Raw genomic sequence first — 22,189 nt, 5'->3', positions numbered from 1 at the left:
GTTACTAGCTCAACGGAACAGTCACCGCCCGGCCCTGTGGCTGTACCTCATCGACGCGGGTTTGTGTCTCGGTGATGATCTGCAACACCACCTCATCAACCGCCTCGAAGCCACGCGGGAACAGCAAGGACATCGCTGTCAGCGCTGAGGTGTTGCCGCACTCAAACGTATAGTCGGCATCCACATCAGCGTGGGCCTCCGCCTCATCAGCGTCGTGATCATCATGATCGCTGTGATCGCTGTGATCGTCATCATGCGCGGCATGGCTGTCGTGATCATGATCGTGATGATCTTCGTCATGGCCATCGTCGTGGTGTTCATCGTCGTGATCGTGATCGTCCTCATGCCCGTGCGACTCTTCTAATGAATCGCCATGAGACTCTGAATGACCCAGATCCTGATCCGCGCTGTAGGTTGCGACCGTAAGGTTTGAACCGTTGGACGCCATGCCGCGAAGTTTTTCGGCGACAAAATCGGGCCCGCTGATCGAAATTGATTTCACGGTACACCCCGCCGCGTCGGGAATCGCAAACATTCCGCCGGCATCCACTAACAGCTTCGCCGCATCCGAAAGGGTACTCTCTTGGTCGGTATTTCTGGGTTCATGCTCAAACCCGATGATGTCACCCAGTGGCGCCTGCACCGACACTGCCAGCACGGAACCCTCTACCACGACACCCACTTCGATTCGTCCATGAACATGCTGCGCTGCGACCGGTGCAGCCGTCATCAAAACGGCTGCAGTGGCGCCCGCCGCCACCAACTGATTAGCCAATGGTTTCATTGCGTGTCTCCTAAGTTTCCTACGGGGCTGGTTGATGCCACCAAACAGCGTTGGGCCAGCACGCCTCCCCAAAACGATTGCTTTTGCTGGAGCCGCTCAGGGCGGCGCCAGGCCGCCCGACCGGATGCGGCATTTGGCGACGAACGCCTAGACGGCTCTATGGACCGGACAAGCTGACGACCGATAAGTTTCATTGGCCTGCGCTTCGGTGACAGGGCTCGAACAGCGGCAAGGCGGTCTTGGCCTCGTCGCTGAACGGCTGCTCTCCGAACAGCATGGGATAGTGATAGGCTCGAAGACTCGCGTGGAAAGACCGCACGCAGCGTTCATAACGTTGAAAAGCGGCGACGTCGGTCTCAGCAGCGCGGGTCATGAGACGTTCGGTCAGCAGCGGCGGGGACAGAAAGGCGAGCATTCCCATGAGATGGTCACGCTCCCCGATACCTTCACGCAGCTCACTCGAAATCCTTTCGACGGCCTGATCTCCCACCTGCTGAAAGGCGTAATACCACTTCCATTCGAAAGGCCTTTTAACCTCTCGGTAAGGCGCCCACCGAGGATGTCGTTCGATGAACGGATCCATCGTTGCGGGTTTCGGTAAGTCCCACGCGTCGTTCACCGCCTCACGCTGCGCCAGCAAGAGCTCACCACCCTGCGGTACATCGACCAGGCTCTGCGCGGCTAGCTTGCCGCCCGCGGGCAGCAGGACAGCAAGGACGAGCCATAGCCCAAGCAGCGCAATCGCGCAGGTGGGACCAGCATCGATACGTTGCACCATTACCAGGCACACAACGAGCCAGAAAATCAGGCTAAGCGTCGCAGCCCCCAGGATAATTCCGATGCCGGACAGGCCGGCACCCTGCAGCCATGCGCCTAAGACAAATGGCATCGCAATGGCCGCCATCAGCAGCAAGGCTCTGGCGATCGCGCGAAGGGTAAACAGGCTACGCCCCTCTGTCGCGGTCACACACAGCAGATCGTGCCGGGCCGCCCGACGCTCGCCCGCCTCGCTATCGTGAAGCAGGAAGATGAGCAAGAGCGGCAGCAGCACCGCTGCAACGAAAGCAAAGTCTAATCGGCCGCTGAGGCTGAGCTCGGGATTCCCGACATCAGACTCGTAAAGCTGGCCCTCCAGCGCGAGCATTCGGATACGGTGTTTCCAGGGCAACGTGTCTCGAGTCCCGAGCGCCGAGAACGCGAGCGCCGACGGCGGCGCGTAGGTCAAGTGGAAGGCATAGTACGCCATATCGCCCGGATCTCCGGCGTTTTCGACGGCGACTGCGCGCTCTTCGTCCGTCGCCAGCAGCAAACGATCGATGAGTGCCTGCTGATCCTCGACCGCCTTAACTCCGGTGATGACCGATGTTGCGGCCGCCGCTAGAGCGAGCAACAGAATGATCTGTACAGTCCGGTCGCGCAGCGCGAAACGCAGCTCGCGACTCAGACTTGCCACCTCAGCGCACTCCTGCCGGTCTGGCGGTGACGCCCAGCACCGTCGCAAGCACGAGAAACGCCAGCAGCAACGCGAAGAACGGCAAACCGCGACCCAACCGATCCGCTAGCGGATCCGGCGTGAGCCTAAACTTCGCGAGACTCTCCCAGTTGTCCGAGCTGACCCGCGTGCGCTTTTCCGCCCCGGCGTCGCTGCTGCGACGAATATCATCGGCATAGTTCAGGTCACTGGCGTGGAGTTGATTCAATTCCTGAACAAATCGATAGCGAGCTTCTTCTGCCTCGATCAAGAATCGATGCCGGTGAGCCAGATCGGTACCGGCCAGAGACGTGGAAAAGCCACGAATCGCCAATAGCGGTGACAACAGGCTTGACCAGCGGACCGCATCAGCCTGCGCCTTTTCCTGTATGGCGTAGCCTTCCGCAAAACCGTCCATAACCTGCTTTAGCTCCGCTTCGGCGGCCTCGGCCACTACACCCCGAATGTTGACCGGCAGGTCCTCTACCTTATCGACGTCGTGCTGAACCAGCAGATTGGCGCGCAGCTGCTCAAAGGCCGGGTCCGCTGCATTGTGCCCATCCCCCAGGCTCCGCATCGCTTTGGCGACGGCAAGATCAGCCTCAATTTTGCTGGGTACCGGTAGCAGCACCTCAGCACCGCTGGCGGCAACTCGGGGTAGCACAATACATGCGGCGAGCCACAGCGAAAGCAACACGGCCAACGCATTGGAAGATGATCTGCTGCGTGCCGAGACGCTGGTCGTCAGACACACCCAGCCAAGCAAATACAGCGCGTAGCCAACCAGGAGCATTATGCCGTCCAGCGCGTAGCCTGTTGCGAGGACCACCGCCGCGAGTAGCGGCAGCAGCACCAGAGCTGCGACGGCGGCCAGCGCAAGCGTTTTGCCGAACCAGAGTTCACGGGACGACATCGGTGCTGTCAGAAGCAGCAGGTCGCTACCGCGTTCGCGTTCTCGCGCAACAGCCGAGAATCCCACCGCAATCAGCATGAGCGGAACCAGCACCTGGTAGACCGTTGCCGGCGACAGGTTGGCGAAACTGCCGCCTTGAGGACCGCTGTAGGCAGGCGAAAAAGTTGCGGAATTCTGACGGTGGCCTTCCAGAAAAACCGCAGCACCGGTGTATACATCGACCCCCGGATCGATCAGCGCGAGAGGCGGCGGCGTGCGAAAAACGTAGTGTCCATAGTGCACCATGCGGTGCGGGTGGCGAGCCGGCTGGTCGAAGAAGATGTTCTCCGCGGTGGTCTGCAGCTGCTCGCGCTGGTCTCGTTCCGACGCCACCTCGCGCCAGGTCACTACCGCGGAAGCCAACAGAACGATTACGATCACAACCGATGCCGCAAGGCCTAGCCGCGACCGGCGCCAGTAGCGCCACTCCTCCGCGGCGATGCGAAAAACCGGGCTCATGATGCGTGCGATCGCGCGAATGCGCGGTGCAGTTCGTCTGCGTCGATCATCCCGTCTGCCGGCGCTTCGAAGGTCCCAACAAACTCACCGCGCCGCAGCAGACCTACCCTACGGGCTACCTGGCAAGCACCGTACACGTCATGGGTCACCATCATTACGGTGCTTCCGCGCTGGGCCAGACTCGATATCAGCGCGTTGAATTCATCGATGGCAACCGGATCCAGTCCGGAGGTGGGTTCGTCCAGCAGCAGCAGCGGCACGCGCCGAAGCAGGGCCAGGGCGATGGCGACCTTCTGGCGCATACCCTTGGAATAACTGTCGAGTCGACGGCCTCTTGCATCGTTCGGCAGGCCAACTTCGTCAAATGCCTGCGCCAGCTCGTCGCGGGGGCGGGGCGACCGGGCAAGGTCCAGGAAGTAGCTAACGTTCTCCCAAGCGTTTAGATGAGCGTAAAGGCTTGCGGTCTCGGGCAGGTAAGCTGCTTTCCTTCGAACAGCCTCCACGCTGGCGTAAACATCCTGCCCAAAGGCCAAGGCCCTGCCCTGCTGAGGCGCAAGCAGCCCCAGAAATGTGAGCAGCGTCGTCGATTTGCCGGCACCGTTGCCGCCGAGCAGCGCAAAAACCTCTCCCTCAGCAACCGCAAAACTCACGTCGTGCAGAACCCGACGACCCCCACGTTCTACCGTCAGAGATTGTGTTTCCAAAACCTGCGATTGGCTCAATGGGAAACCTCGAGTCGCCGTTCGTCTAGCTGGCTAATGTCAGGATACGAATTAGGTCGTTGATCACGAGGCTACTTGGATCCTTGCTCAGCGCAGTTGACGCAAAGCCCCGCAATCTCGATCACAGCATTGATCGGCTTAAAGCCGCGATTATCGGCGATCTGGTTTAGCAGTTGCTCGACCTTCGATGACTCAACCTCGTCGACCTGACCACATTGCGAGCAGAGCAGGTACTGCCCCTCATGGTTGCGTTCGGGGTGGTCACAGGCGACATACGATTGAATCGATTCGAGCCGATGGACCAGTCCAACCCGAATCAAGAAGTCCAGATGACGGTACACCGTCAGCGGTGCAATCTTTTTAGCAGCTTTCTTTTCCAGCTTGGCGATAAGCTCATAGGCTGACAGGGCTTTTTTACTCGCCACCAGCTCCGCGTATGCCAGAAGGCGAGCCGGGGTTAGGCGCTCTCCAAGGTCTGCGCAGCGAGTCTCCGCGATTTTTCGCCACTTGTCTGAAATGTCAGCGGGATGGCATATATGTTTACCCAGTGCAGCTCTCCCTATTGCCGAGTGATGTCATCAGTCTAGCCCATCAAGCGCTGGCAGGACTTTGCCGTGCCTTTGGCGACCGCCGTTGTCGAAACCAGTGATTCAGGTGGGCACCGCCGACAAGCGAGGCGCCCACAACGGTGATCCACTGCTCGTGCGCTTCAAGCGCCTCCACAAACGCCCCCGAGAACAGCAGAGCGAGCCCGGTCAGTGCGAGCACCGCGAACAAAGCGCGCCCCTGCTCTGCCGTTGTCCGGCTCAGCACAAAAAAGCTGATCGGTGCGGCCATAAAAACCAGGACCCGGTGCACCCACTCAGCCTCCGCCAGCACGGCTGTAGCTGGCAGCAGCACCGCCAGGAAAGGCAGCGCGACACAGTGCAGGAGGCACAGTAAAGAGAGACCCGCGGCGCACAGGTCAAGCGACCGTGTCGAGGTTACGGGGCTCACAACTTCAGAATTCATAGCGGAAAACTCGGGCCAAAAGGACGTCAGTCAGTGCCGGTTGCGCGACCTTCTCTAGGCAGCGGACGCGGCGCGAACAACCAAATGATATGTTATTACACTTCAAAGGATGCGGGAAGGCCGCCTCGCTTACTTACACTACCATCCCTGCGTACTAAGCGGGACCCCGGCGGGTTCCGGTATCCTAATCGCACCGCGGTGTTCCAGAAACCCAACCCACCGGCTCGCCCGACCAAAGCGGGTGCCGACACCCAGCGGTGTAGCTAAATGAGGAGCCTGGCATGATCAACGTTGCTCGACGAAATCTACTGGGCGCTGGCCTAGTCGCCGCCAGCGCAACTGCAATCGGCCAACCGGCGCGGTCGTTTGAGACGTCCACGGCTGAGGCACCCGATGAAGACTTCTGGGCCAACATCGCTCTCCAATACGACCTGGACGGTCGGTACACGGTTCTGAACGGCGGGGGCAACAACCCGCTCCCCAGATCCGTCGTCGAAGCGCAGGCCCGATACCTGCGCCTGGCCGCGAGCCAACCACGACCGTTTAACTACCAGCTGCTTGCGTACCGGGAGAGGCATCGTACCCGACTCGCGAGGCTGTTTGGCTGCGATGCGGAGGAACTCGCGCTGACCCGAAATACCACCGAGGGCCTCAACACGGTTGCGCAGGGACTGTCCTGGCGGCGGGGTGACGAAGTGCTGGTCAGCCCGTTCGAAGATTCTTACGCCCTGCGAGCTTTCCAACCTATCGCGGAACGATTCGGCATCAATTTGGTAAAAGCCGAGATTCCGCTGGCTCCCTCACGCGACCAGGTCCTAAACGGCTTTGCGGAGCAGATGTCCGCGCGCACCCGCCTGCTGGTCGCCAGCCATATCGTCGATTCCTGGGGATTTGTCCTGCCGGTGCAGGAGCTGGCCAAGCTTGCGCATGACGGCGGCGCCCAGCTGCTGGTGGATGGTGCGCTTAGCTTCGGCCATATACCGGTAAACATGAGGGAGCTCGGCTGCGATTACTACGCGACGTCGCTGCACAAATGGCTCAACGCGCCGCTCGGCACCGGCGCTCTGTACGTTCGCCAGGATCGCATTGCCGACCTCTGGCCGCTGTATGGCGTCAGGAACGATAAGGAAGACATCAGGAAGTATGAGTCGATCGGTACCCGCGACGGCGCAGCGGTGGCCGCGATCGGGCAAGCGATCGACTTCTATGAGCACATCGGTCCCGAACGGAAGGCAGATCGGCTGCGTGCGCTCCTCGCTTTTCTTATGACTCGGCTCGAGAACGTACGTGGGGTCGAAGTGATCGGTGAGGCGGACGAAAGCCGGCGAGCTGGGCTGGCACGGGTTGTGGTTGACGGCTGGACCGGCACGGACCTGACGAGGACCCTTCGTGAGCGGTTCGGGTTTTACGTCTTCGGCAACTTTCCGGGGCCTAAAGACGGAGTGTACGTATCGCCGAACGTCTTCAATACCACTAACCATCTCACCCGCTTCAGCGAAGCGATCAACGTTCTGTCGAACGCCTAGCGAGCGGCTAGGCGGTTGCTATGGCGGTTTCAAACTTCTTGCAGGACCAGACAACGCTGGTGCTGTAGCGCCTGATGGCCGGATTACTCATGAACACATCCCGGCCCCATTGCTCAAACCACCTCAGACTCGGGCCGTGAACGATGACCACGTAATCGTTTGACCCGGCGACGTGGTAACTCTGCTTGACGGGTGCCAAATCCCGCATCTGTCTGTCGAACTCGTCGTAGGTGGCGGGGGTTTCCTCGCCAAAGCTGACCGTCACGATCAACGTGACGCCGAAGTCGTCGGGATGCACCCTCGCCACGTCTGCGATGACCACACCACGCTTCCGCAGCTCGCCCAGCCGACGGCGAACGGCGGAGGGTGATAAACCGATGTGCTCACCGATCTGATTGTGCGTCAGCAGGTTGTTCTGCTGGATCAGGCTAAGGATCTTGTGATCGAAATCATCCATATCGGCGATTTTCGCCATTTATATTCCATTTTTAAGCGATTTTTTAGGATTCAATAGCGAATTTCGCGAATTTAGGCAAGCCAAACGCTGCTAGCCTGAACAAAACCTAGGGACCGGTGCGTGCTGAAACTGACTCTTCTTTTCCTTACGGCTCTGCTGACCGGCTGCGCTGCTTCGTCGTCCAACGAACCGACTGAAACGGGCGGCGACGATCAATCGGGGCTGCTGACCACCAGCGATCCCGCACTGCAGGCGATCTGGTATTCAGCCGCCTATGGGGAGTTGATCGATCTGCGTCGCGCCTCCCCTGCCTACTATGAGGTCAGCGGAGAGTCCTGCGTCGCCATTGAGACCGAGGCGTCGTTCATCGACGAGTACTTCGACAAATTTCGCCTCGCAGACAACGGCAATGAACTGCTGCTTTCAGCCGACGTTGAGCCCTACGAGTATCGATTTATCCGCCTTCCGGAAATGCTGGCGGCATGTCGATCAACGGTTCCCGATACTCCGGCCGGCAACTTCCAGGTTTTCACCGACGCGTTCAGCGCGTTCTATCCTTTTTTTGATCGGTACGACGTGAGCTGGACGAAGCGGGTCGCGGAGGCGGGCCAGAAGGTCGAAGCGGACATGCCGCCGAGGGCGCCGTTCACGCTGTTTCGGGAGATGCTCGCGGGACTTCGCGACGCGCACGTCGAACTGGTGGTTGAGCTGGACGACGGTCGAACCACCTTCGACGCCAATCCGGGGAAAACCGAACGCGGTTTGTTCCGACGCGCCGTTGCGGCCGGGCAAAACCCCATGAAGGTTCGCGCGGAATACCGCCGCAAGTTCTGGCGGCAGGACACACAGCAAACGTTACTGGGCGGTGCGGGGGTGATGGCCGGCGACGAAGCGATCCAGTTCGGCATCGTTTCCGACGATATCGGCATGATTGCCCTCCTGACCATGGGAGGCTTTATCGAAGCCGAAGGTGAGACCGAAAGCGAAGTGCTTGAGCGAGCATTGGATGAGGCTATGGCGCTGTTCGAGGCGCATTCAGTCAAAGCCGTAATTGTGAATCTGGCCATGAATTACGGCGGCTACGACTACATCAGTCGCCAGCTCGCTCGCCGGTTCGCCCGTGAGTCTGTTCGGGCCTACTCCAAGATCTCCGCCAACGATCCTGACGCGAAGCCCTTTTGGTATGTCATCGAGCCGGCTGAACAGCCGCGCTTTACCGGACCGGTATATCTGCTGACCTCAGACGTGACCGTCAGTGCCGGCGAGATCGCGACGCTCGCCATGCGTCCGATGTCCAACGTCACCCACGTGGGCGAGACGACGCGGGGCGCGCTTTCAGACGTACTTTCCCGGTCCTTGCCCAACGGTTGGGAGCTATCCCTGTCGAGCGAAATCTATCGCGATCATGAGGACGTGTTGTGGGAAGCGCGAGGGATCCCGCCTAAAATTTCCATTCCCGTCTTCGATCCCAACGATCCACTCAACGGCTACCTCGATGCGGTCAGTCAGCTCGTGAAGCTCATTGACGGGCGGCACCCGCAACGCTAAAGCCACATCGCTCGCGCTGAAGCCCAACCGCATCCCGGCCACGCGCCGAGGTTACATCAAGCCGCAAGCGCTCGCCTCTTCATGAATGGAAGCTTGTGCGCCGGGCTCCTTGCTCCCTGGGAATAAAAGGGGGATTCGGTTTCCACCGCGCCTACCCCTTCCCTTTGCTCAATGGCGGAGATAGTCGGTCTTTTGCGATCTATGTCATTGAGAGGCACCCTTAAACGTCAAATCCTTGACCGGGGCGGAGTTGCATACACTCATGAATGAAGACCAACGGTCCAAAGCACAAGCGCTCGCCAAAGAAGCAGCAACCCTCCCAGATGCAGACCGCGACGCGTTTCTCGATGCATCGTGCGGCGACGATGGCGCCCTTCGAGAGGCGATTGTGGAGGAGCTTCGGCAGGCTGACATCCGCAACAAGCTGCTCCGAACCGGCGGCGGCTTAGAAATCGCCAGCAGCCTGGATTCAGGGGTCAACGAAGAGGATCTCGGCTCACAGATCGGACCCTACCGGCTTACGAAGCGGCTCGGTACCGGCGGCTTCGGCGTGGTTTATGAAGCCCAGCAGAACGAGCCGGTCAAGCGCCAGGTCGCGCTAAAGGTGCTCAAGGCGGGCATGGATACCGAGTCATTGCTGGCGCGCTTCGAGAGCGAGCGACAGGCGTTAGCGGTGCTGGAACACCCAAACGTTGCGAAGATCCTCGATGCGGGCGCCACGCCTCGCGGCCGCCCCTACTTTGTGATGGAGCTGGTGCACGGCGAGTCGATCACCGACTACTGCGATAAACATGGGCTTACCGTTGAGCAGCGCATCGAGCTGCTCATTCCAGTCTGCAAAGCGGTGCAGCATGCGCACCAGAAGGGGATTATTCATCGCGACCTGAAGCCATCAAACGTGTTGGTTAGCGAAGCTGACGGGGTGGCAACGCCGATTGTTATCGATTTTGGCATTGCAAAGATCAAGTCCGGCGACCTGGCTGAGGTTACGTTGTATACCCGCGAGGGTGAGCTTGTCGGCACACCGGCCTATATGAGCCCCGAGCAGATTTCAGGCTCAGATGTTGATACCCGGGCCGACGTTTACGCGCTTGGGGTTCTGCTCTACCGCCTGCTGACCGGGAGACTTCCCTTCGATATGGAAACCCTCAGGCAAGCGGGTTTTGCGGAAGTGCAGCGCAGACTTTGCGAGGAAACACCGCCTAAACCCAGCGCGCGTATTTCGCAAAAGCTCGATGCCGATTCCGACGCGATGACGCCAAACCCCGGCAACCCGGACGCTTTGTCTCGGCGAATCCGTGGCGAGCTCGACTGGATTGTGCTGAAGGCCATGGAAAAGGAACGAGGACGGCGCTACGACACGGCGCTGGGTCTCGGCGACGATCTCGAAAGGTTTTTGAAGGATCTGCCGGTTGACGCCGGGCCGCCCAGCGCGCGCTATCGGCTTCGTAAGTTCGCTAAACGCAACAAGCTTCCCCTGGCGTTAGCGGCGACCGTCGCGGCAACGGTTGTCCTCGCGTTGATCCAGACCAATTTGCAGCGGATTCGTGTGGAGCAGGCTCGGAGCGAGCTTGAGCAGGTGGCTCAGTTCCAGGCCGATATGCTTCAGCGTATCGATGCCCAGTCGCTAGGTCTATGGATGCGCGACGATCTCCGCAAGCGAATCGAAGCGGTGCGTGCAGCAGACGGCGCGAGCGAAGACGACATTGCTGCGGTGCTCCAGCAATTTGATGAGGCGTTGCGGCGCGTGAACTTCACCGACGCCGGTCGGGCGATGCTCGATGAGAATATCCTCGCGCAATCCTTCAACGCCATCCAGAGCGAATACGAGGACGCTACACCCGTAGCTCTGACGTTGACCGCATCGATCCAGAAAACCTACTACGAGATCGGGCTGTACGAAGAGGCGAAGACTCTTGGCAATCAGGTACTGGATGAGTCGATGAGCCTCTTCGGGCCGGATCATCCGAACACGCTTGAAGCGATGAACAACTACGGCGCCACGCTGTTAGAGCTTGGTGAGCACCAAGATGCCGACAAGTTCTTGACCGAAACCCTCGGGAAACGAACAGAATTGCTGGGCCCGCAGAATCCACAGACGCTGACCACGCTCTACAACCTCGGCCTGAACTACAGCGGCCAACAGATGCGTGATGAGGCCATCGGGATTTACGACAAGGTCCTGGCCGGCCGCCGTGCAGTGCTGGGCAATGAACACGAAGACACCATGTCCGCTATGAATGCGCTCGGCAATATGCTCTCAACGGTGGACAACGATCAGGCTGAGGCGCTGATGCTGGAGGCTATCGAAACGGCTGACCGGGTGCTTGGCGACCCGAACGTTCAAGCCACCACTACCCGCGGCAATCTGGGCGCACACTACTACAAAATGGGTCGACCCGATGAGTCGCTCGAGCTTTTCGAGCGCTGTCTGGAGGATTCCCGACAGCTTCTGGGAAGCGACCATTCTCAGACCCAGGTACTCATCAGCAACCTGGGCATCCTGTCGCTATACCAGAGAAAGATGGACAAAGCAGAAGGCCTGATTCGAGAGGTATTCGAGATCAGGCAGCGGATGCTCGGTCCAAAACACCCCAATACGCTGATCGCACTGAACAACTTCGCTGGTTTCTATCAGCAGACTGACGATTTTGCTCAGGCGATACCCTTGTTTCACGAGGCGTTTGCCGTCAGCGAAGAAACGCTGGGCATTGAACATCCGGACACGCTAAACACCCTCAGCAACATCGGTTTTACGCACATAATGGCCGGTCAGGTCGAGGAAGCGGGACCGTTTTTGCTCCGGGCGCGGGATGAGGCCAACCGGTCTTTGAAGGGCCGTGAGCTGGGTGTGATCATTGGCAAGTACGGGACCTTTCTGCTGCGGGCTCAACGCCTCGCAGAGGCCGAGGAGGAACTCCTGAGGGCCTATGACATTCTGGTTGAAGCCGTCGGCGAAGAAGGCCGGCATACCCAACTGATCATCCCGGATCTTATCGAGGTCTACGAAGGGTTGGGCAACGAGGAAGCGCTGGAGGTGTGGGAAGCGCGTCGTCAATGAATGGCGAGCCGTCACCCAGGCCTGGGCTATCGTCATTTGTTTCGCAAGGCGCGTAGGCCAAGTCCGACGGGCCTGCTACGGTCTCTGTGGCGTAAACGGCGCTGCTCTTTACGGAAAAAGTGACGATCAGATGCTATTCCAGCACCCCGACTATGAACACGAATCGGTATTGTTCGGCCAGGAGCCGAACAGCGGCCTGAAAGCCATTATCGCGGTCCACAATCGACAGCGCGGGCCGGCCATCGGCGGTTGCCGCATGATGGCTTACCCCGATGAATCCAGCGCGCTGAGGGACGTGCTGCGGCTCTCCAAAGGTATGACCTACAAATGTGCGATCGGCGACATTCCATTCGGCGGCGGCAAAGCGGTGATCATCGGCGAGCCTGCCCAGGACAAGACGCCGGCCTTACTCCACGCCATGGGTGACCTGGTCGAGCAGCTGGGTGGCCGCTATATCACCTCCTTCGATTCGGGGACAACGCTGGAGGATATCGCTCTCATCGGCGAACGTACGGCCCACGTCGGCGGTATCCAGCCAGGTGCCGGAAACGCCTCCAGCTCAACCGCCTACGGCGTGCTTGTGTGTATGCGAGAAGCAGTTCGACTCCGGTACGGCGCCGACTCGCTTGCCGGGATGACGGTGGCTATTCAGGGTGTCGGAAACGTCGGCGCACGGCTGGCTAAGCTCGTGGCGGCGGACGGTGCCTCTGTGAAAGTCGCGGACGTGGCGTTGGAGCGGGCGCAGGAAGTTGCCGCCGCTAATGGCGGAGAAACCCTTTCGATCGACGAGATTGCCAGCACCCCGTGCGACGTTTTTGCGCCCTGCGCTCTGGGCGGCGTCCTGTCAGTCCGTTCAATCCCCGAGTTGAATTGTCAGGTGGTATGCGGTGGGGCCAACAACCAGCTGACCGACAACACCGTCGCTGACCAGCTGGCGAACAGCGAAATTTTCTATTGCCCCGATTACCTGGCTAACGCCGGCGGCATCATTGATCTGCACTACCAGCTCAACGAGGCGTCCCGCGACGACCTAAAGGGCCACCTGGACAGCCTTGGTGAAACGCTCCAGGAATGTCACCAGTTCTCTAAAGCCAATGACTGCAGCATGGCCTACGCCGCTGATCAGATTGCGGAAGCTCGTTTTCGCTAACAGGCCTCACCTCTGAATATTCTCGGTCGGGGAGACCCGCTCCTGGCCTTCCGTCACTGCTTTTTGTGCCATCGTTAGTTTCAACTGTCACTCCATGGGCGCGCCGCGCGCTGACTGATACCGTCTGTCGTCATTGGTTATGCACAAAAATCGAGGTGCACGCTATGACCTCCAGCCGCTGGGAAAGCAAGGTAATCAACTACTACAACCGGGTTGATGCCGGGGACGTCGACTGGGTGATCAATCTGTTTGCCGAGGACGCTGTCTACGACCGGGCGAGCGAGGTCTACAAGGACCGAACCGCGATCGAGCAGTTTTATCGCAGCGAACGAAAGATTGAGGGTCGCCACACGCTGACGAACGTTGCGTCCTGCGACGACACGGTGCTGGTCGACGGTGAGTTTCAGGGCTGCGGCGCCGACGGTTCCAGCAAGAAGATTGGCTTTGCGGACTGCTGGCGTTTCAACGAAGCCGGGAAGGTCACCAGCCGGAACACGTATCTTGCTATTGGCAGCGACTACGTTCGGGATTAATCGCCAGCGCCGGCGGCCGGATCAAAGTGCTCGTCAAACTTGTTGTCTTGCCCGTCAAATGACTCAGCGTCTTCCGGCGGCGGCTTGCGTTTGGTGATCACCGGCCACTGCTGGCTGCACTGCGCGTTGAGATCGAGCCAGCGCTGAGCCTCCGTCATGGTGTCGGGCAAAATGGCCTCCGCCGGACACTCACCCTCACAGACCCCACAGTCGATACAGCCGTCCGGATCGATGACCAGCATATTGGCCCCCTCGTAGAAGCAGTCCACGGGGCAGACCTCGACACACTCCATGTATTTGCAGCGAATGCAATGCTCGGTGACAACGTACGTCATAACGCTTAGAAAAAGGTCGCGATCTCTTCAAGCGGTTTCTTCTGCTTGGCATAGCGTGGCACTATGGCATCGTCAGCGGGATAGCCTGTTATCAGCAGAATGAAAGGACGCTCGCTCTCCGGGCGGCCCAGAATGTCGCTGAGAAAGTTCATTGGCTTCGGTGTATGGGTCAGTGTCACCAGCCCCGCTTCATGCAGGGCGTTAATCAAAAAGCCCGTCGCAATACCGACTGACTCCGGCACGTAGTAGTTCTTACGCTGTGCGCCGGCCTCATCCACGCCTCTTCGCTGCGCGAAAATTGCGATCAGCCAAGGGGCAATTTCCAGGTACGGTTTGTCGGCATCTGTGCCGACCTTCTTCAGATCCGCAAGCCACTGGTCGCCGGCCTTGCCGCCGTAGAAAGACTGTTCTTCCTTTTCCGCGGCGAGTCGAATCTGATGTTTGATCGAGGGGTCGCCGACGGCCACAAAATGCCAGGGCTGATGATTGGCGCCGCTGGGCGCGGTACCCGCGGCCCGCAGACAGTTTTCGATCACGTCTCTGGGAACCGGGCGATCGGAGTACTCCCGAACGCTGTGTCGCTTGCGGATATGGTTGAGATAGCGCGAAACGCGATCACGCATCTCACTTTCGCTGAAATCAAACCGGTCCGGAAGCGGAATCGGCTCGTAGTCCAGTTTGCTCATGGCAGCAGACCAAACCGCCGCATCAGTGCATCAGGATCGGGGTCCCGACCAAGAAAACCCCTTACGGCCTCAGCGACGTCGACCGCATTGCCGGGATCCAGGATCTGGTCACGGTAGGCAGCAGCAACGTCCTGGTCATAAAGCCCGCCGGGCGCATCCAGAAACACCGAGCCGATGTCCGCCGCGATCACGTCGGACCAGAGGTAGGTATACACGGCGGCCGGGTACTGCTCGGTGGCAAACGTATGAAACGCGTGAGGCGAGTAAAGGATCAGATCGACCGCCTGCGGCATCTTCAGCTCTTCCAGCACCGCCTTCTCGGTGGCCACTACGTCGATATCCCTTCCGTCGGCCAGGAGATGTAACCGCATGTCGACGATTGACGTGCCCAGAAAGTTGAGCGTCGCGCTGAAGACGCGATCATAGTTGAGCGACTGCTTCAGCCGCGCCAGAAGGTCCGCAGGGATCGGCTCGCCGGTTTCGTGGTGGCGGGCAAACCGCTCGAGCAGCCCGCCATCAATCAGCCAGCGCTCATGGAGCAAGGCCGGGACCTCGATGAAGTCCCAGGGAGCGTTCAGCGCCCCTAGCGACGGGTAGGCAGACGTATTCGACAGCGTCTGCAAGGTGTGGCCAAACTCGTGAAAAATCACGTTGGCGCGTTCCCATGGCAGCAGCGCCGGCCCATCGCCAGCGGGTTTCTGAGCTGCCGAATGCAGCGCGACAAGCGGTAGCGATCGTCCCGTGAGATCGGAGGCAGCGCGGTATTGGGACGCCCAGGAGGCCGGACCTTTCCCGGGTCTCGCGTAGAGATCCATCCAGATCACACCGGTCACCTCGCCCGCTCGGGAGACCTCAAATGCGCGAATATCCGGCGAGACCACCGCAACGTCATCCAGCTCCCGAAACGTAAAACCGTAGACCTCTTTGGCAGTGTGGAACATGGCGTCGATCACGTTATCCATCGACAGGTATGGCAAGACGTCCTCGGCGCTGAGATTGAAAGTCTGCTGCCGGTATTTCTCGGCGTAATAGAGCCGATCCCACGGCTGCAGCGCAAAGTCGGCGCCCTCACTGTCCGCAATCGCCTGCAATTCTGCCAAGTCGTTTTCAGTGACGATCAGGAGTCTTTCCCAGGCTGACATCATCAGATCCATGGCGGTGTTGGGTGAGCCCGCCATCCGCACCGAAGTCTGGTAATGGGCAAACGTTGGATAGCCCAGTAGCTTCGCCTTTTCACCCCGAAGCTTCAGGATCTCGCTCGTCACGGGGCGGTTGTCCAGCTCGCCATCATTGCCGCCACGTTTAGCCCAAAGCCGCCAGACTTCGTGACGAAGGCTCCGATCATCAACGTTGGTGAGCACTGGCCAGACGCTTGGCCGGGAGATGGGAATGGCCCAGGCATCGGGCCGATCTTTATCCTCAGCAGCTTTCTTGGCCGCTGCCAGCTGTGGTTCGGGCAGACCGTTTAGTCTTGCCGAATCTTCCACAAAAACGACTTGTTTTGCCTCGTCCATACTCGCGTTGCGGGCAAAGGTCGTCCGCAGCTCAGCGAGCTTGCCGTTCAGTTCGCCGAGGCGCGCTTTCTGCTCGTCGCTCAGCGCTGCACCCTGATGGAGCATGCGCTCTCGAATCACAGAAACCAGCCGGCTGGCCTGCTCGTCGGGCGCAGAAGCGGGCAGGGCCTCGTAAACCGTCTGTACGCGGGCAAAGAGCTCAGCGTTGTGGGCAATCCCACTTTCCAGGGTCGCCGCAAGCGGCGCGGTCTGACCCGCAACCTTGCCCCACTCTTCGCTGGTCGCCGTGCTCACAAAAATGCCCAGGAGCGCCTGAATGCGGCTCAGCGCAACGCCGCTGCGGTCCAACGCTTCGATCGTGTTTTCAAAGGTCGGGGGCGCGAGATTGCTGGCGATCGCGTCAACCTCGCGCGACTTTTCTTCCACCGCACGCCGGAAGGCCGCCTCTACGTCCGCTGGCGTTGCCAGATCGACCGGCGGGAGCCCACCGTAGGGCCCCGGCCAGCGGGTGGTCAACGCTTCATAGCTCGCTCCAGCCTCCGCTGGGGTCCCACCATGGCGTCCAACGATGTCCAGCAGGGTATCGACAACAAACTGCGGCTCCTGATCAGGAAAAACGTGGCCGGTACCTGCGGGCGTGTAAATTCGCGTGGCGTTGGAGGTGGTCGCCATATACCGCTCGCGCGTCGATTTGAGAAACGCCACGAAGCGATCAGCTTTCTCGCCGGCGCCAGCCACCGACTCCGCGTATGGCTGTGTCGTTGGATCGTCGCCAGGTGCAATTAGATACAGCGGCAGATCCCCGAGCTCCCCGTCGAAAACCACCGTCTCAAACGCGCGATCGATGAGTCCTTCCGGGGTCAGCTCCTCGAAGATCGAAGCGGTAGAAAAATTCTGCCCGGCCTGGATATAGAGCCGGAACAACGCATCCATCGGCGAACCGTTGTCCGGCGGGGTCTGGTAAAAACCAAAGAGCCGGCGCAGCCCGCCGGTGATCATGCTGTCGCGGTAGGTGCTCAGGCCCGTGCGGTCTAGCCCGTAAAAGATGACGTCCAGAGGCGTTGCGTCCAGCATGGCGATCGCCGCAGTGTCTTCGGGGTAACGACGCGCAATGTTGATCGACAGCAGGCCGCCAAAGGAGTGTCCGGCAAAGATGTAAGGGCCGGGTTCGCCCGAAGCGCGCAGCGCGGCTAAAACCTCTTCGACCTCCAGCGCCGTGGTGCGCGGGAAGGGGCCCACCTCACTCCAACCGGAGCCGGGTCTGTCCACCAGAATCGATCGGGCCCGCTCTTTGAGCAGATCGTGCAGATGCATCATGACCAAACCGCCGGCATGCCCGCCACCGAGCCAAACCACAGGTGGGCCGCCCGAGTCCGGACCCTCGGCCAGCACGTGCATGCGGTAGCCGCCCACATCAAACAGTTCACCCGGCGGCGGATGGTCGCGCTTGACGGCAGCAACGCGCAGCAGATGGGTCACCGAGCCGATTGCCAGGACCAGACTTCCGAGGCTAAGCACTCCAAACAAGGTGCGCTTCAGCGTGCCGCGCGACACCCGAAATAGCAGCACAAAGACCACCAGCAAAACGCCAGCGATCAGCAGGCCGCTGTATTCCGGGCTCAAGACTGCAAAGAGTGTGTCTACCATGCTTCTCTCCTACGCAAGCACCGATCTGGATTCGAGGATGAGTGGATCGCGGCCAACGCCGAACGCTTGGAGCGGTACGGCTGTGGTAAAGCTGTCTGCGCCGCCGGTCAACGGCCCATCGATAGCGTCCGCCATCATCGCGCCGATGGCCGGGGCTATCTTGAACCCGTGCCCGCTGAAGCCGTTGGCCACCCAGAAACCTGAGAGCTCCGTTTCCCCAAGCACCGGGTGAACATCATCTCGATTCACCGTGTAGAGGCCGCAATAGCCTCGAACCCGGCCGCGCTGAGGCAGCCCAGGCAGGCGATGTGACAGCAGGTGCAGCTGGGTGTAGGCAAACTCATCGTCATGAATGGTCTGGAAGTGGTCCGGGTCATCGACGGCCTCGCGCTCGTCTTCTTCCCGAACCGATCCGACCACAAGCTGCTGGCCGTTGTTTTGCGTTCGAAAATAGATCCCGCCGGCGACGTCCGCCGTCACGGGGATATGCCCTGGAAGCGAATCGCCACGATCGAGATAGAGCACCTGAATCCGGGTCGGCACCAGATCCCAGGAAACCGTCACGCCGGCAGCCTCGCTGAGCTGAGTGCACCAAGGGCCGGCTGCATTCACCACCACCGGACAGGCAATGTCCTCACCGCCAGCGGTTTTCACACCCGTAACGCGGCCGCCTTCACGCTTGATTTCGGTGACCTGCTGAGAGAACTCGACCGTTACGCCCCGATTTCGGGCCGCCTCGAGCAGATCTTCAGCGGAGGCCACGGGATCGATCCAGCCGCCATCGGGCTCAAAGAGATGGACACCACCCTCCTCACCGCCGGGATCTTCACCGGTTTCGAGATCCGGCATGCGGACCCGCCGACTGAACGCGGGGAACCGCTCCGCCAGATCATCGTCGTAGAGCACCTCTGCCGCGATGCCGAGCGCTGACATTCGCTGCGCCTCCCGGGGCGCAAATTCGCGGTCTTCGCCGGTGAGCCACAGCACCCCATCATGATTAAAGCTGGCGCGGGGCGCTTTGAGTTCGGTGAATGCCTGCCAGTCCCGATAAGTTGAGATGCCGTCCAGGGCCAGCGCCACCATGTCGTCCCGCGAATAGCGGAACCGGCAAACGGCTGACGATGCGCCGGTTGAACCGGCGCCCACCGCCCGACCTTTCTCCAGTACCAGAACGCGGCAGCGTCCCCGGCGCCCAAGCTGGTAAGCCGTCGACAGCCCGATAATGCCTGCCCCTACAATCACCACGTCGAAAGTTCTCATGCCGCCACCGTTACCTTTTGCTGATCGAGCCAATGCTGGGTCAGATTATCCAGCACTGGCAGCGTAACGGGACCCGCGGCGATCAGCTGGTCGTGAAAGGAACGGATATCAAAGCGGGAACCGAGCTCTCGCTCCGCGCGCTGGCGCAGCTCGCGAAACTTGAGGTTGCCGGGCTGGTAGGCCAGCGCCTGCCCGGGGAGCGCGATGTAACGATCCACCTCGGCTTCCACCATCGGTTGGGGCATGGGTGCCAGGCGAGCCAGATAGTCGATGGCCTGCTGCCGACTCCAGCCTCGCGTGTGAAGCCCCGTATCGACAACCAGCCGCACGGACCGCCACATTTCGCCGATCAAACGCCCCATCTTTTCATGGGGTGTCTGGTACATGCCCAGCTCCTCGCCAAGGTTTTCGCAGTACATGGCCCAGCCCTCGATACAAGCGGTGTACTTGAGCGCGCCGTTGCGCCGAAACGCCGGCAGGTCGGTCTGCTCCTGCATCAGCGCGATCTGCATCAGGTGTCCAGGCCACGCTTCGTGCAGCGTAATCGAGGGATAAAGGTAGGTGGGACACTTCTCCAGCAGGCTGGAGATCCAGTAAATGCCCGGGGCCGAGTTGTCCGCGGGGCTGGGCTGCGCGTAGGCGGGCGGCAGGTTCTCCGACATGTCTTCGGGAATACACCGCACCGAATACGTAATCCGGGGAATACGGCCAAAATAGGCGGGGATGTGCTGATCGATGCGCTTGCACAGCGCCAGCACCGTGTTGTGATGCTCCTCGAGCGACGTCGCATAAAACGATGGGTCTGATCCGATGAACGCCCGATAGTCTTCCAGACGGCCCTCGTAACCCGCCTCAGCCGCTACGGTCGCCATCTCTTCCTCCACCCGCTGGACCTCCGATAGGCCCAGCTCATGAATCTCGTCCGCCGAGCTGTCGAGCGACGTGTAGTGACTTACCAGCAGCTCATAGAATTCCGGTCCGGCCGGATCGTCGGTGCAGGCCAGCGATTCCCGCGATGTTTTCTCCAGCTCGTCGGTGAGAAAAGCGGCATAGCCCCGAAGCTCCGGCAGCACATCCTGCTCCACGAGTCGTCGTGCGTCGGACAGATGCTTTCTTACCTCGTCGGTGTCGCGGACCGGCGAACGCAGCAGCGGCCCGAGGAAGGGTGAATCAGACAGCTCAGTGGCCGTGTTGGCTTGGGCTGCGGCTGCGCCGCGCTCAAGCACCAGCCCGGGATACCGGAAGCCCGCAGCCCGCCCCTGCCGAAGACAGGCTTTGAGGTCTGCCACGTAGTCCTTAACCGTCGCCAGGCGCTCGACAAAAAGTTCGGCGGCCTGCGCCGTATTGGCGCTGGCGCTGTTGGCGAAGTAAACCAGATTGAAATCCGGGCCGGCCGGAAACAGCGAAGGCCGCAGATGCGCGCTTACCCGATGAAAATCCACGATCCGCTTAAGCTCACGCTGCAGCAGGGTCAGGGTCGCATGATCCTGGGGATCCAGGCCGTTGGAGGAGACAGACTGACTCTCCTTAAGCAACGCCGCCGCTCGCTCGGCGCGCCGGTCGTGATCAGCCGGCGATTCCCGGAACAGGACGGCGTCGTCGGTCGACTGGCCGGCCAGGATGGCGCTGAACGGCGATTCAAAACACTCCAGCTTCCAGTAGCGCTGAGCAAGGTCCGCCAGCTGTGTACTCGGTTCAGACATGGTGTTCTCTTACGATGAGGCGGCCTCGCGGCGCGCGAGCCGTTTGACAATGATCTGCTGCCGCCGCCGGTTGATCGGAAAGCGCCAGATAATAGGGACGGTCAGCAGGGTCATGAAAGCCGGCAACACGGGGAAACCGAGCAGCAGCCCAAATGTGCCTCGTTCGGTCTGAGTATCCAGCTGCGGATCGAAGCCAAACCAGCTGACAACCGCTAGGCCCAGCGCCACCCCAAGCCCCTCGACCCCTTTTTCGACCATGGTCTGCACCGAGTAATAGGTGCCCGCGTAATCGCCGCGGAACTTCCACTTCCCGTAGTCGACGATGTCGGCGAGGAGCGCCGCGGGAACCACAACCCCCGCTGAAGACACCGAAAACACCAGCACAAACATGATGATCAGCAGCAGCTCGCCTTCCGGCCCAGCAGGAATGAGCAGGTGGGCCAAGAGAAAGCTCCCGGAGCACAGGTAGGCGATCGCCCACGAGCGCTCCTTGCCAATACGATTGGCGAGCCATACCCAAAACGGCATGGTGACGGCGCCGATCGGAGCGCCGAGCACAAACAGCAGCGCCAGCGTGCCGCCAAGCCCCAGGTGGCTGTCGACAAAAAAGAACAGCAGACCAAAGGCCGTGCCGGTGGCCAGTCCACCAGTGGCAAACGTCGCGAGAAACAGCAATAGCGGCTTGTTGCGCAGCAGTGCCGGCACCACCTGCCGCAGGTTCGGCCGACCAGCGCTGACAACCACCCCACCCTGCGGCACGATCCAGGCAGCAATCAGGGCGGTAGTCGGCAAAGCGATGGCTGCGACCACAGCCGTGACTTTTAACGTCTCCGCCGTGAATTCGGTGGTCTCGAAAAACGGCAGGAGCGGAATGCCGTAGAAAGCGATAAACCCGAGGTAGCGCGCAAACGTGCGCCAAGCGGCGATGCGGGTACGCTGCTGATAATCGTCGGTGAGGTCCGCCATCCACGCGCGGTAGGGAATCTCCGATACGGTCCAGCCAAAATAGGCTAGGAGAAACCACAACAGAAAGTAGCCAGCGGTCACCTGCTCCGGCGGAATATAGAGATACCAGCAGGCGACCACCGCAATGAGCGAACCGACGACCAGCCAGGGCTTTCGGTGACCGTAGCGGGTCCGGTACCGGTCGGACAGATAGCCGATGATCGGGTCGGTGATCGCGTCGAAGATCCTGGATACAACCAGCGCGAACGCGATGGACGAGAGTGCAACCCCGAAGTCCCGACCATAGATACCCTGGATCACGGTCCCCACCGGCCCGTGTATCAGCGCCTGGGAAAACGCGGGGGCGGCATACGCCGCCAGGACAGTCCGTTTCAGCGGGCCGCCAGCTTGCGGCACTGTGCCCC

At 60.4% G+C, this 22,189-nt stretch carries 18 protein-coding genes; 5 read left to right on the top strand and 13 right to left on the bottom strand.

The features are described from left to right. Positions 1-4 precede the first annotated feature (4 nt). The 6 genes from AAF358_16950 to AAF358_16925 all read right to left on the bottom strand — a co-directional run bounded on the left by AAF358_16950 (position 5) and on the right by AAF358_16925 (position 5,399). Positions 5-784, bottom strand: a complete 780-nt coding sequence (locus tag AAF358_16950; protein ID MEM7707248.1) for a DUF2796 domain-containing protein — start codon at positions 782-784, stop codon at positions 5-7. Positions 785-974: 190 nt separating this feature from the next. Next, entirely contained in the window at positions 975-2,237 is a 1,263-nt protein-coding gene (locus tag AAF358_16945; GenBank protein MEM7707247.1) for a DUF3526 domain-containing protein, read from the bottom strand. 1 nt (position 2,238) lies between these two features. Then, entirely contained in the window at positions 2,239-3,666 is a 1,428-nt protein-coding gene (locus AAF358_16940; protein MEM7707246.1) for a DUF3526 domain-containing protein, read from the bottom strand. Continuing rightward, positions 3,663-4,370, bottom strand: coding sequence for an ABC transporter ATP-binding protein (locus AAF358_16935; protein ID MEM7707245.1), 708 nt, complete (start codon positions 4,368-4,370; stop codon positions 3,663-3,665). The genes AAF358_16940 and AAF358_16935 overlap by 4 nt, the downstream gene beginning before the upstream one ends. Before the next feature lie 89 nt (positions 4,371-4,459). Next, positions 4,460-4,885, bottom strand: coding sequence for a transcriptional repressor (locus tag AAF358_16930; protein MEM7707244.1), 426 nt, complete (start codon positions 4,883-4,885; stop codon positions 4,460-4,462). Positions 4,886-4,979: 94 nt separating this feature from the next. After that, positions 4,980-5,399, bottom strand: coding sequence for a MerC domain-containing protein (locus AAF358_16925; protein ID MEM7707243.1), 420 nt, complete (start codon positions 5,397-5,399; stop codon positions 4,980-4,982). A 281-nt stretch (positions 5,400-5,680) separates the two neighbouring features. Between AAF358_16925 and AAF358_16920 the strand changes: the two genes are divergently transcribed. Next, complete coding sequence (locus AAF358_16920) at positions 5,681-6,925, top strand: aminotransferase class V-fold PLP-dependent enzyme (GenBank protein MEM7707242.1); 1,245 nt, start codon at positions 5,681-5,683, stop codon at positions 6,923-6,925. A 7-nt stretch (positions 6,926-6,932) separates the two neighbouring features. Here AAF358_16920 and AAF358_16915 read toward each other — a convergent pair whose 3' ends face one another. After that, positions 6,933-7,400, bottom strand: coding sequence for an Lrp/AsnC family transcriptional regulator (locus tag AAF358_16915; GenBank protein MEM7707241.1), 468 nt, complete (start codon positions 7,398-7,400; stop codon positions 6,933-6,935). A gap of 102 nt (positions 7,401-7,502) precedes the next feature. Between AAF358_16915 and AAF358_16910 the strand changes: the two genes are divergently transcribed. The 4 genes from AAF358_16910 (at position 7,503) to AAF358_16895 (ending at position 13,674) form a co-directional block, all read left to right on the top strand. Further along, a complete protein-coding gene (locus tag AAF358_16910) occupies positions 7,503-8,930 on the top strand; it encodes a S41 family peptidase (GenBank protein ID MEM7707240.1) in 1,428 nt (475 codons plus the stop codon). 262 nt (positions 8,931-9,192) lie between these two features. Next, positions 9,193-11,991, top strand: coding sequence for a serine/threonine-protein kinase (locus AAF358_16905; protein ID MEM7707239.1), 2,799 nt, complete (start codon positions 9,193-9,195; stop codon positions 11,989-11,991). A gap of 130 nt (positions 11,992-12,121) precedes the next feature. Next, the gene (locus tag AAF358_16900) at positions 12,122-13,141 is read left to right on the top strand and encodes a Glu/Leu/Phe/Val dehydrogenase dimerization domain-containing protein (GenBank protein MEM7707238.1); all 1,020 of its coding nucleotides are present in this window, start codon (positions 12,122-12,124) and stop codon (positions 13,139-13,141) included. A 164-nt stretch (positions 13,142-13,305) separates the two neighbouring features. Next, positions 13,306-13,674 carry a nuclear transport factor 2 family protein gene (locus AAF358_16895; protein MEM7707237.1) on the top strand — a complete coding sequence of 123 codons (369 nt, stop codon included), beginning with the start codon at positions 13,306-13,308 and terminating at the stop codon, positions 13,672-13,674. On the opposite strand, the gene fdxA is transcribed toward AAF358_16895, so the two are convergent. Genes fdxA through AAF358_16865 form a run of 6 tightly spaced genes read right to left on the bottom strand, consistent with a single transcriptional unit; the run spans position 13,671 to position 22,181 of the window. Further along, positions 13,671-14,009, bottom strand: a complete 339-nt coding sequence (fdxA, locus tag AAF358_16890) for a ferredoxin FdxA (protein MEM7707236.1) — start codon at positions 14,007-14,009, stop codon at positions 13,671-13,673. The two genes, AAF358_16895 and fdxA, sit on opposite strands and share 4 nt — an antisense overlap. A gap of 5 nt (positions 14,010-14,014) precedes the next feature. Next, the gene (locus AAF358_16885; protein MEM7707235.1) at positions 14,015-14,695 is read right to left on the bottom strand and encodes a nitroreductase family protein; all 681 of its coding nucleotides are present in this window, start codon (positions 14,693-14,695) and stop codon (positions 14,015-14,017) included. Beyond that, entirely contained in the window at positions 14,692-17,856 is a 3,165-nt protein-coding gene (locus tag AAF358_16880) for an alpha/beta fold hydrolase (GenBank protein MEM7707234.1), read from the bottom strand. The genes AAF358_16885 and AAF358_16880 overlap by 4 nt, the downstream gene beginning before the upstream one ends. Before the next feature lie 9 nt (positions 17,857-17,865). Continuing rightward, entirely contained in the window at positions 17,866-19,116 is a 1,251-nt protein-coding gene (locus AAF358_16875) for an FAD-dependent oxidoreductase (protein MEM7707233.1), read from the bottom strand. Continuing rightward, on the bottom strand, positions 19,113-20,819 hold the full coding sequence (locus AAF358_16870) for a DUF885 domain-containing protein (protein ID MEM7707232.1): 1,707 nt from the start codon (positions 20,817-20,819) through the stop codon (positions 19,113-19,115). Before AAF358_16870 ends, AAF358_16875 begins: the two co-directional genes overlap by 4 nt. Positions 20,820-20,828: 9 nt before the next feature. Beyond that, complete coding sequence (locus tag AAF358_16865; GenBank protein MEM7707231.1) at positions 20,829-22,181, bottom strand: MFS transporter; 1,353 nt, start codon at positions 22,179-22,181, stop codon at positions 20,829-20,831. Positions 22,182-22,189 lie beyond the last annotated feature (8 nt).

This window comes from Pseudomonadota bacterium (genome assembly GCA_039033415.1).
Classification (GTDB): domain Bacteria; phylum Pseudomonadota; class Gammaproteobacteria; order Xanthomonadales; family SZUA-38; genus JANQOZ01.
The sequence above is the reverse complement of the archived record's forward strand: the minus strand, read 5'-3'. Positions and strand labels throughout refer to the sequence as shown.

Coding starts and splice junctions, on each gene's coding strand:
- AAF358_16950 (MEM7707248.1), bottom strand. CDS start 784: ATGAAACCATTGGCTAATCAGTTGGTGGCGGCGGGCGCCACTGCAGCC.
- AAF358_16940 (MEM7707246.1), bottom strand. CDS start 3,666: ATGAGCCCGGTTTTTCGCATCGCCGCGGAGGAGTGGCGCTACTGGCGC.
- AAF358_16925 (MEM7707243.1), bottom strand. CDS start 5,399: ATGAATTCTGAAGTTGTGAGCCCCGTAACCTCGACACGGTCGCTTGAC.
- AAF358_16920 (MEM7707242.1), top strand. CDS start 5,681: ATGATCAACGTTGCTCGACGAAATCTACTGGGCGCTGGCCTAGTCGCC.
- AAF358_16915 (MEM7707241.1), bottom strand. CDS start 7,400: ATGGCGAAAATCGCCGATATGGATGATTTCGATCACAAGATCCTTAGC.
- AAF358_16905 (MEM7707239.1), top strand. CDS start 9,193: ATGAATGAAGACCAACGGTCCAAAGCACAAGCGCTCGCCAAAGAAGCA.
- AAF358_16900 (MEM7707238.1), top strand. CDS start 12,122: ATGCTATTCCAGCACCCCGACTATGAACACGAATCGGTATTGTTCGGC.
- AAF358_16895 (MEM7707237.1), top strand. CDS start 13,306: ATGACCTCCAGCCGCTGGGAAAGCAAGGTAATCAACTACTACAACCGG.
- fdxA (MEM7707236.1), bottom strand. CDS start 14,009: ATGACGTACGTTGTCACCGAGCATTGCATTCGCTGCAAATACATGGAG.
- AAF358_16885 (MEM7707235.1), bottom strand. CDS start 14,695: ATGAGCAAACTGGACTACGAGCCGATTCCGCTTCCGGACCGGTTTGAT.
- AAF358_16880 (MEM7707234.1), bottom strand. CDS start 17,856: ATGGTAGACACACTCTTTGCAGTCTTGAGCCCGGAATACAGCGGCCTG.
- AAF358_16875 (MEM7707233.1), bottom strand. CDS start 19,116: ATGAGAACTTTCGACGTGGTGATTGTAGGGGCAGGCATTATCGGGCTG.
- AAF358_16870 (MEM7707232.1), bottom strand. CDS start 20,819: ATGTCTGAACCGAGTACACAGCTGGCGGACCTTGCTCAGCGCTACTGG.